This is a genomic window from Protofrankia sp. CiP1_Cm_nod2 (genome assembly GCF_920664355.1).
GTDB lineage: Bacteria > Actinomycetota > Actinomycetes > Frankiales > Frankiaceae > Protofrankia.
In genome coordinates this window covers 19,113-27,349 of the sequence record NZ_CAKKTL010000039.1, presented here as the reverse complement: position 1 = coordinate 27,349, position 8,237 = coordinate 19,113, and the positions used below count along the sequence as shown (strand labels likewise).

The 8,237-nt window shown below is 71.9% G+C and carries 6 protein-coding genes and 1 pseudogene; 5 read left to right on the top strand and 2 right to left on the bottom strand.

Going from position 1 to position 8,237, the window contains the following annotated elements; genetic code table 11:
- A pseudogene (locus NBW84_RS06605) lies at window positions 1-435 on the top strand (cation diffusion facilitator family transporter); the annotation flags it as partial.
- A gap of 92 nt (window positions 436-527) precedes the next feature.
- Here NBW84_RS06605 and NBW84_RS06600 read toward each other — a convergent pair.
- Window positions 528-1,955 carry a hypothetical protein gene (locus tag NBW84_RS06600; RefSeq protein WP_250282668.1) on the bottom strand — a complete coding sequence of 476 codons (1,428 nt, stop codon included), beginning with the start codon at window positions 1,953-1,955 and terminating at the stop codon, window positions 528-530.
- Between the two features lie 802 nt (window positions 1,956-2,757).
- On the opposite strand from NBW84_RS06600, the gene NBW84_RS06595 reads away from it, so the two are divergent.
- A complete protein-coding gene (locus NBW84_RS06595; protein WP_013873150.1) occupies window positions 2,758-2,976 on the top strand; it encodes a helix-turn-helix domain-containing protein in 219 nt (72 codons plus the stop codon).
- On the opposite strand, the gene NBW84_RS24115 is transcribed toward NBW84_RS06595, so the two are convergent.
- Window positions 2,977-3,183, bottom strand: a complete 207-nt coding sequence (locus NBW84_RS24115; protein WP_445548651.1) for a pentapeptide repeat-containing protein — start codon at window positions 3,181-3,183, stop codon at window positions 2,977-2,979.
- A 62-nt stretch (window positions 3,184-3,245) separates the two neighbouring features.
- On the opposite strand from NBW84_RS24115, the gene NBW84_RS06590 reads away from it, so the two are divergent.
- The 3 genes from NBW84_RS06590 (at window position 3,246) to pyk (ending at window position 8,213) form a co-directional block, all read left to right on the top strand.
- Window positions 3,246-4,124: an enoyl-CoA hydratase/isomerase family protein gene (locus NBW84_RS06590; protein WP_250282666.1), complete on the top strand. Its 879-nt coding sequence runs from the start codon at window positions 3,246-3,248 to the stop codon at window positions 4,122-4,124.
- 93 nt (window positions 4,125-4,217) lie between these two features.
- A complete protein-coding gene (locus NBW84_RS06585; protein WP_250282665.1) occupies window positions 4,218-6,164 on the top strand; it encodes an ABC transporter ATP-binding protein in 1,947 nt (648 codons plus the stop codon).
- A gap of 633 nt (window positions 6,165-6,797) precedes the next feature.
- Window positions 6,798-8,213: a pyruvate kinase gene (gene pyk / locus NBW84_RS06580; protein WP_250282663.1), complete on the top strand. Its 1,416-nt coding sequence runs from the start codon at window positions 6,798-6,800 to the stop codon at window positions 8,211-8,213.
- Window positions 8,214-8,237 lie beyond the last annotated feature (24 nt).

The window sequence follows — 8,237 nt, the reverse complement described above, 5'->3', positions numbered from 1 at the left end:
GGCCTGACCCTCGTGACCGACGACCCGATCTGGGACGGCGCGGGCACCCTCGCCATCGGGATCCTGCTGCTCGTGGTGGCCGTCATCGTCGCGGCGGAGACCCAGGCGATGCTGGTGGGGGAAGCGGCGGCCCCGGCGACGGTCGCGGTTATCCGGGACGTCCTCGGGCACTCCCCGCACATCACCGACGTCATCCACATCCGCACCCTGCACCTGGGGCCGGAGGAGCTGCTCGTCGCGGCGAAGATCGTGCTGGACGTGGAGCTGACCGTGCCCGCTGTCGCGGCCGTGATCAACGACGCCGAGTCCCGGCTGCGCGCCGCGGTCCCCATCGCGCACCGCATCTACCTGGAGCCGGACCTCCGTCCACCCGCGGCAGAGCCCGCCGCGGCAGAGCCCGCCAGGGCACAGGCCAGCACCCCGCCAGCCCACTGACCAGCCCCGCGCCCCCATCCCGTCCGTGGGAACGAGTACGTAGGTGGCTGCTCTGGCAGCCGGTTGTTCCCTCGTTCTCGTGGGCGGGCGGCTCACGGGACGGGTGGGGTGGTGGGGAGGAGGGCTTGGGTGATGATCGCGGTGAGGGCGCCGGCAGTGGTCAGGGCCAGCGGGAGGGGGCCGGCGCGGGCGGTGTCGCCCGGGCCGTTCGGGCGTGGGTCCGGCGCCAGGGCCGGGACCACCAGCCAGCAGTAGAACGGCAGCCAGGAGTGCTCCGGCGCCGTGGCGGCAAGCCCCGTCAGCATGCCGAAGAGAATCGCGGGGACCGCGCCGACCAGGAACGGCCAGCCGGGCGTGAGCCGGATCCGCCGGGCCGCCCGGATGATCACCGGCCCGCACGCGACCAGCACGACCGCCAACCCCACCGGCAGCCGGGCGAGCGGCTCCGGAAGTGTCGCCGCGCCGGCCAGGCCGGCCTGCGCGGCCGTGTGGGCGGCCTGCGCGCGGGCCGCGGCCAGCCCGTCCGGCCAGGAGAACCCCCACAGCGACAGCAGCGACAGCGGCACCAGGAAACAGCCACCGGTGATCACGTTGAGCAGCGGCCGGCGGCGGACGAAGTACGCCGCGACGACCGTCGCGCCAAGCCAGGGCATCGCGTAGTCGAACAGCGTGGCCACGCCGAGGAGCAGGCCGCACGCCGCCGCCCACCACAGCCGCCGTCCCGGCTCGGAGCCGACGACCCCGAGCGTGACGAACGCGGCGCCGAGGGCCGCGGTCACCGCGTCCACCGACGCGGCCGTCCACAGCGCCCAGGGCGCCAGCAGCAGAACCGGGACGAGACGGCGGGCGGCGGTCTCATGGCACAGCGACCGGACCGCGACCGCCACCAGCGGGACCGTGGCCGCGCCCAGCGCCGTCAGGACGGCACCGAGGGCGATCGGCGTGGTGATCCCCAGCTGGGCGAGCAGCCACACCAGCAGCGTCGGCCCCGGGGGGTGGGCCCGCGCGCCGTAGCCGCCGGCACCGGTGTGCTCGGTGAACGTCCGCAGCAGGGCCGTCAGGCCGGCGTCGGCGGCGGCCGGCCCGTCCGGCAGGTGCCCGTCGCTGGCCGTGGACGCACCGACCGCGAGCGCGCCGGCCAGGCCCGGGTGGGCAGTGCCCACCGCCAGCGCCCCCGGGTGGGCACTGCCCACCGCCAGCGCCACGGCCCAGCCCAACGCGGCCACATAGCTGGCAATGAGGAGCGGGACCCACCGCAGCCAGGTGTGGACGCCGCGCCAGGCCGCGACAGCGACCACGGCCGCCACCGCCGGGGCGGACAGGGACGCCGGGGAGACGCCGGGGCGCCGGCCCGCGGTGAACGGCAGCCCGCCGGACATGGCCGGCAGCGGGTTCCATCCCTGGCCGGCGGTGGCACGCGCCAGCGCGGCCAGCCCCAGGCAGCCGGCGATCGTGACGATCCACAGCGCGATTTCCGCGGGCTGGGCGGAATCGCCACCGGAGGACGGCCGGTTCCGCATGCGCTCCCGCATACCCGGCCGTCCGTTTTCACCCGTCCCGCTGCCCGACGGCGCGGCGGTGATCGGAACGTCGGCCACCTTCAGCGTGGCCCGGGGACGCGGGCCGGACAGGGCGTGGGAAAGAAACGGTCATATCGTTGCCGGCCCGCCGGGCGGATCCCGGTTGACGGGGGACGAACGGGTGGCGCGGAAGTGGCGCGCCGCCCGGTGCCGGTGCCGGCCGGAGGCATTTCCGGCGGCGGGCATGCCGACTGGTGAGCCCGGTCCTCCGGCGTGATGACCACATATGCACCGTAACCAGGGTGGCGGCATGCTGTTCGAGCGGCGCGCGAGAGGCTCGTCGATGCCACTGGCGCCGTTCGGCGGACGCCGTTCAGCGAGTGTGGCGTCCGGCGGTGCCGGTGCCACTTCGCCACCGCGCCATCGTCCGTGCCATCGCCCGCGTCACCGTAGCGCCAGCGCCGCGCCACCGTCACGCTGCTGGTTCGTCGCTGGTCCGGGGCGCTGCCCGACGTTACGCGCCAAAGTTTCCGTCGAGCCTGGTAGTGGCAAGAGAGTGTGGACGTTGTCATGATGTTGGTATAAGCACGGCTTCTCTCCGTCGTGTCGGGAAATGGGTCGGATCCGGTGCGTGGTCGTTGTTGTTCTTGTGGTGAGTGGATGGGAAAGACTTGACAGATCCGCCTGGGGGGATCGAGCTTGCGAGGAGATCGTGTGATGGATCACATGCGCTTCGAGTGGCGCGTTCACCGCAACTGAGTGAAGATCGGTTCGCAGATCATCTATCACGGAGGGGGCCACATTGGCCGAGCTTAGGAAAGGAACCCGGATCACCGGCGCGGAGCGCGACAAGCTTGCATCAGAGCTTCGGAAGAAGTACGAGGCAGGGCAGAGCATCCGTCTTCTCGCCGAGTCGTCGGGCCGTTCGTACGGGTTCGTTCACCGCATCCTCTCGGAGTCCGGCACGACCCTGCGGGGTCGTGGCGGCGCCACCCGGGGCAGCAAGAAGAAGAGCGCCTGATCATGTCGGTGCCGGCCGTCGCCGACCAGGCGGCGGTCGGTCTGGCGCTGACGATCGACGGTCCGAGGGCGACCATCGCCGTCGATCGTCAGGACCACGCCACCGTGCGTGTGCCAACTGGGCACGCGTCAACTGAGCACGCGTCAACTGAGCACGCGTCAACTGAGCACGCGTCAACTGAGCACGCGTCAACTGAGCGCCAGCCAACTGTGCGCGAACCGCACGAGCCAACCGTGCGTGAACCAGTCGCGCGCGAACCGGCTGGGCGCGTGCCCAGCCCGTCCGCCGCGTTGTCCACCGTGCTGGCCGGTATCGGGCGCTCCCTGCCCGGCAGCGTCCGGCTGGTGATTCTTCGGATCGCTGGCGGCTCGTCGCCGTCCAGCGGTGGCCACCGCGCGGCGGCCGGGGAGCGGCCATCTGATGATCAACCGGCTGGCGGCCGGACGAGCGGGGAGCGGCCGGCCGACGGCGGGCCCGCGGGCCGGCCGTCCGACGCTGGGGTGGCCGCGCGACGGCCGGCCACGGGCGACCTGACGTCCCGCGACACCGCGTCCCGCGACACCGCGTCCCGCGACACCGCGTCCCGCGACACCGCGTGTCACGATATGGCGCGTCACGACTTGAGGTGCCTCGACGCGGCGCCCCGCGACACGGGGACGGCCGCCGGATGGCAGGCCGCGCTCGGCTGGTTGTCGCGCCCTGACCTGTTCAGCGTCGCGGTCGTCAGCGGGTACGCCGTCGACGCCCTGCATCTCGCGCTCGCCTGCGATCTGCGGATCGCCTGTGACGACGCGTACCTGTCCTTCGGCGGCCTGCGTCATGGCGGTGTTCCGGCGCTGGGGGTTTCCCGGGCGTTGGTCGACCTGGTCGGCTACAGCCGCGCGCTGGACCTGTGCGTGACCGGACGTATGCTCTCCGGCGCACAGGCGCAGGCGGTGGGGCTGGTGGACCGGCTGGCCGCCCCCGCCGAACTCGACCGGGCCGTGGAGGAACTGGCCGCCGCCCTGCTCGCGGCCCCTCGCGAGACGGCCGTCGAGGTCAAGGCGTTGCTGTTGCGCGGACGCGAGCTTTCCGTGGCGGATCAGCTACGTGCGGAGCGCGACGCCCAGGTGCGCTGCTCGTCGGCACCGGCCGGGGCAGCCGGCTGACGCGTCCGGCCGAGGCCGTGACGGGAACGATCCTCGTCTGCTTTCGCTTACAGTGTTGCGATGTAAGCATGAGCAGAATGTGGGGGTCCACCGATGAGATTCGCCGAGGACGGGCCGCGCGTCAGCACGCGGGCCTTCCAGCGTGACCGCTCGGTCGTCCACCAGAAGCTGCGGCCGGGCACCCTGCGCCGGATCGTCGGGTTCGCGCGTCCCTACCGGAGGATGCTCGTCGGCTTCCTCATCCTGATCGTCATCAGCGCCGCGCTCGGCGCGACGACCCCGCTGGTCTACAAGGCGATCATCGACGAGGGCATCGTCCCCGGCCGGGTGGGCGTCGTGGAGGCGCTGGCCATGCTGGTCGGGCTCATCGCCGTCGTCGACGCGCTGCTGGCCCTCGCGCAACGGTGGTTCTCCGCCCGCATCGGCGAAGGGCTGATCTTCGACATGCGGGCCAGGCTGTTCGACCACGTCCAGCGCCAGCCGCTGGCGTTCTTCACCCGGACCCAGACCGGTGCCCTGATCTCCCGGCTGAACAACGATGTCCTCGGCGCCCAGTCGGCCTTCACCGGGACGCTGTCCTCGGTCCTGTCCAACATCGTCTCGGTTGGCTTCGTCCTCGCCGCGATGATCGTGCTGTCCTGGCAGATCACGGTCGTCTCGCTGTTGCTGCTGCCGGTCTTCGTCGTCCCGGCGCGGCTGCTCGGGCCGAAGCTGGCCGCGCTCACCCGGGAGAGCTACGGGCTCAACGCCGAGATGAACACGGTGATGACCGAACGGTTCAACGTCTCCGGGGCGATGCTCGCCAAGCTCTACGGCCACCCGGCCCGGGAGAACGACGGCTTCACGGCCAGGGCCGCCCGGGTCCGTGACATCGGCGTCACCCAGGCCATGTACGGCCGGATCTTCTTCGTCTCGCTGACCCTGGTCGCCTCCCTGGCGACCGCGATCGTCTACGGCGTGGGCGGGCGGTTAGCCGCCGAGGGCACGCTTCAGGTCGGCACCGTCGTCGCGCTGACCTCGTACCTGTCGCGGCTCTACGGCCCGCTGACCCAGCTGTCGAACGTCAACGTCGATGTGATGACCGCGCTGGTCTCCTTCGAGCGGGTCTTCGAGGTGCTCGACCTCACCCCGGCGATCGCCGACCGGCCGGGCGCGGCCGACCTGCCGCCCGGCGCGGCCACGGTCGAGTTCGACGACGTCGGCTTCCGTTACCCGGCCGCGGACGAGGTGTCGCTAGCCTCCCTGGAGTCGGTGGCGGTGCTCGACCACCGGCCGTCCGAGACCGTCCTGCACCAGGTGTCGTTCCGGGTGGCGCCCGGGGAGATGGTCGCGCTGGTCGGGCCGTCCGGAGCCGGCAAGACGACGATCAGCCAGCTGGTGCCCCGGATGTACGACGCGGTCAGCGGCACCGTCCGGGTCGGCGGCCACGACGTGAGGGAGCTCACCCTGCGGTCGCTGCGGGACGCCGTGGGCGTCGTCACCCAGGACGCGCACCTCTTCCACGACACCATCCGGGCGAACCTCACCTACGCCCGGCCGGCGGCCACGCCCGAGCAGATGTGGGCGGCCATGGACGCCGCCCAGATCGGCGACGTCGTGCGAGCGCTGCCCGACGGCCTCGACACGGTCGTCGGCGACCGCGGCTACCGGCTCTCCGGTGGGGAGAAGCAGCGCCTCGCCATCGCCCGGCTGCTGCTCAAGGAGCCGTCGATCGTCGTCCTGGACGAGGCCACCGCCCATCTCGACAGCGAGTCCGAAGCCGCCGTCCAGCAGGCTCTGGCCACCGCGCTGGCCGGCCGGACGTCACTCGTGATCGCCCACCGGCTGTCGACCGTCCGGGACGCCGACCGGATTCTCGTCATCGAGGACGGCCGGCTGGTCGACAGCGGCCGGCACGACGAGCTGCTGGCCCGCGGCGGCCTGTACGCCGAGCTGTACCGCACCCAGTTCGCCACCCAGGACGCGGCCCGCCACAGCGAGACCAGCTCCGATGCGGCCAGTTCCGAGGAACGCCGGATGGTGACCGTCCGGTCACCGTAGTCGGGGGTGTCGGCCGGGATGGCTGGTAGGCATGCGCTGCTGCCGGAGCCCGCACCCACGTCCCACAGGGGCATCAGCTGGGATGGCTTGGTAGGTATGGCTGGCAGGTGAAGCCGGCCGGGCTGCCCGCACAGGTCCTCCGGCCCGCCGTCCAGGGCCGTTCGGCACGCCTGCCCGGGCGGCGGCCGGGTGCCGGCCGCGTGCCGGTTCGTACAGGCTGTGTTCGTCCAGCTGTCAGCCGGTATCCTCGTGGCACTTGTTAAGTTACTGTCCGTGCTCGTCTCTGCTTCCCCGCCCGGCGGGGCGCGACGGCGATGCCACCGGCGGGACGGCGATGAGCCGCCAGGCTCCCCTCCGCCGCCCGCCCACCGTGAGCTGGGAACTCCCCGGCTCGGCCCGGCCGGCCCCACCGTCCGTGACGGCCGTGACGGCCGTGGGCGGGCCCGCCCGGCCGGCACACCCGCCTCCCGCGGCGGCGCGGGGCGGGTGTGCCGGTACGCCCACCTGTGCGCATGGCGTCCCCGGTAAACGGAATAGGGCCTTTTTCCCGCGGATGGAAAACTTTCCGGGTGTCGGCCAGCGGATAGTGGGGGCGGTGTACGGACCACCGGAGTCATTTCCTAGGCTTGTCTCGTGTCTCGCCGCGCGAAAATTGTATGCACACTTGGTCCGGCCACCAGCTCGCCCGAGAAGATTCGGGAGCTGGTCGAGGCCGGCATGGACATCGCCCGTCTCAACCTCTCCCATGGGTCCCATGAGCAGCATGCGCAGACCTACCAACAGATCCGGGCCGCCTCCGACGCGGTCGGACGTAGTGTCGGCATCCTCATCGACCTGCAGGGCCCCAAGATCAGGCTTGGGAAGTTCGCCTCCGGCCCGGTCACCCTGGCCCCCGGCGACCGGTTCACGATCACGACCGACGACATCCTCGGCGACCAGCACCGGGTCGGGACGACCTTCTCCGGGCTGACCTCCGATGTCACCGCGGGCGACCGGATCCTCGTCGACGACGGCCGGCTGGTGCTCGAGGTCGTCGAGGTCGCCGGCTCCGACGTCCACACCACGGTCATCGTCGGTGGCCCGGTCAGCAACCACAAGGGGATGAACATCCCGGGCGCGGCCCTCGGCGTGCCCGCCCTGACCGACAAGGACGCCAAGGACCTCCGCTTCGGGCTCGGGCTGCCCGCCGACATGATCGCCCTGTCCTTCGTCCGCTCGGCCGCCGACGTCGAGAAGGTCCGGGCGGTGATGGACGAGGCCGGGGTGCGCCTGCCCGTCCTGGCCAAGATCGAGAAGCCGCAGGCCGTCGACCAGCTCGAAGAGATCGTCGAGGCGTTCGACGGTCTGATGATCGCCCGGGGTGACCTGGGGGTGGAGCTGCCGTTGCAGGTCGTGCCACTGGTCCAGAAGCGTGGCGTGTCCTGGGCACGCGAACGCGCGAAGCCGGTGATCGTGGCCACCCAGGTGCTGGAATCGATGGTGCATGCGCCCCGGCCCACCCGGGCCGAGGCCAGCGACTGCGCCAACGCGGTCCTCGACGGCGCCGACGCGATCATGCTGTCGGCCGAGACCAGCGTCGGTGAATACCCGGTCGAAGCCGTGTCCACGATGGCCCGGATCATCGAGACGGCCGAAACGGACCTGGGCCGGCTCCCACCGCTGCGTACCCGTCCGCGTACCGTCGGTGGTGCGTTGGCGGAGGCCGCCGCCAACGTCGGCAATGTCATGGGCGCCCGCTACCTGGTGGCCTTCAGCCAGAGCGGGGACACCGCCCGCCGGCTCGCCCGCTACCGCAGCCCCATCCCGCTGCTGGCCTTCACCCCGGTGCCCGCCGTCCGCAGCCAGCTCGCGCTGCTGTGGGGCGTCGAGACCTTCCTGGTCCCGTACGCGCACAGCACCGACGAGATGGTGCGACAGGTCGACAGCGCGCTGCTGCAGCTGGAGCGCTGCAAGCCCGGCGAACTGGTGGTCGTCGTGGCCGGCACCCCCCCCGGCGTGGCCGGTATGACCAACACCATCCGAGTGCACCGGATCGGGGAGGAGGTCTGACCCCAAATTGTGGCTTCGCCACAA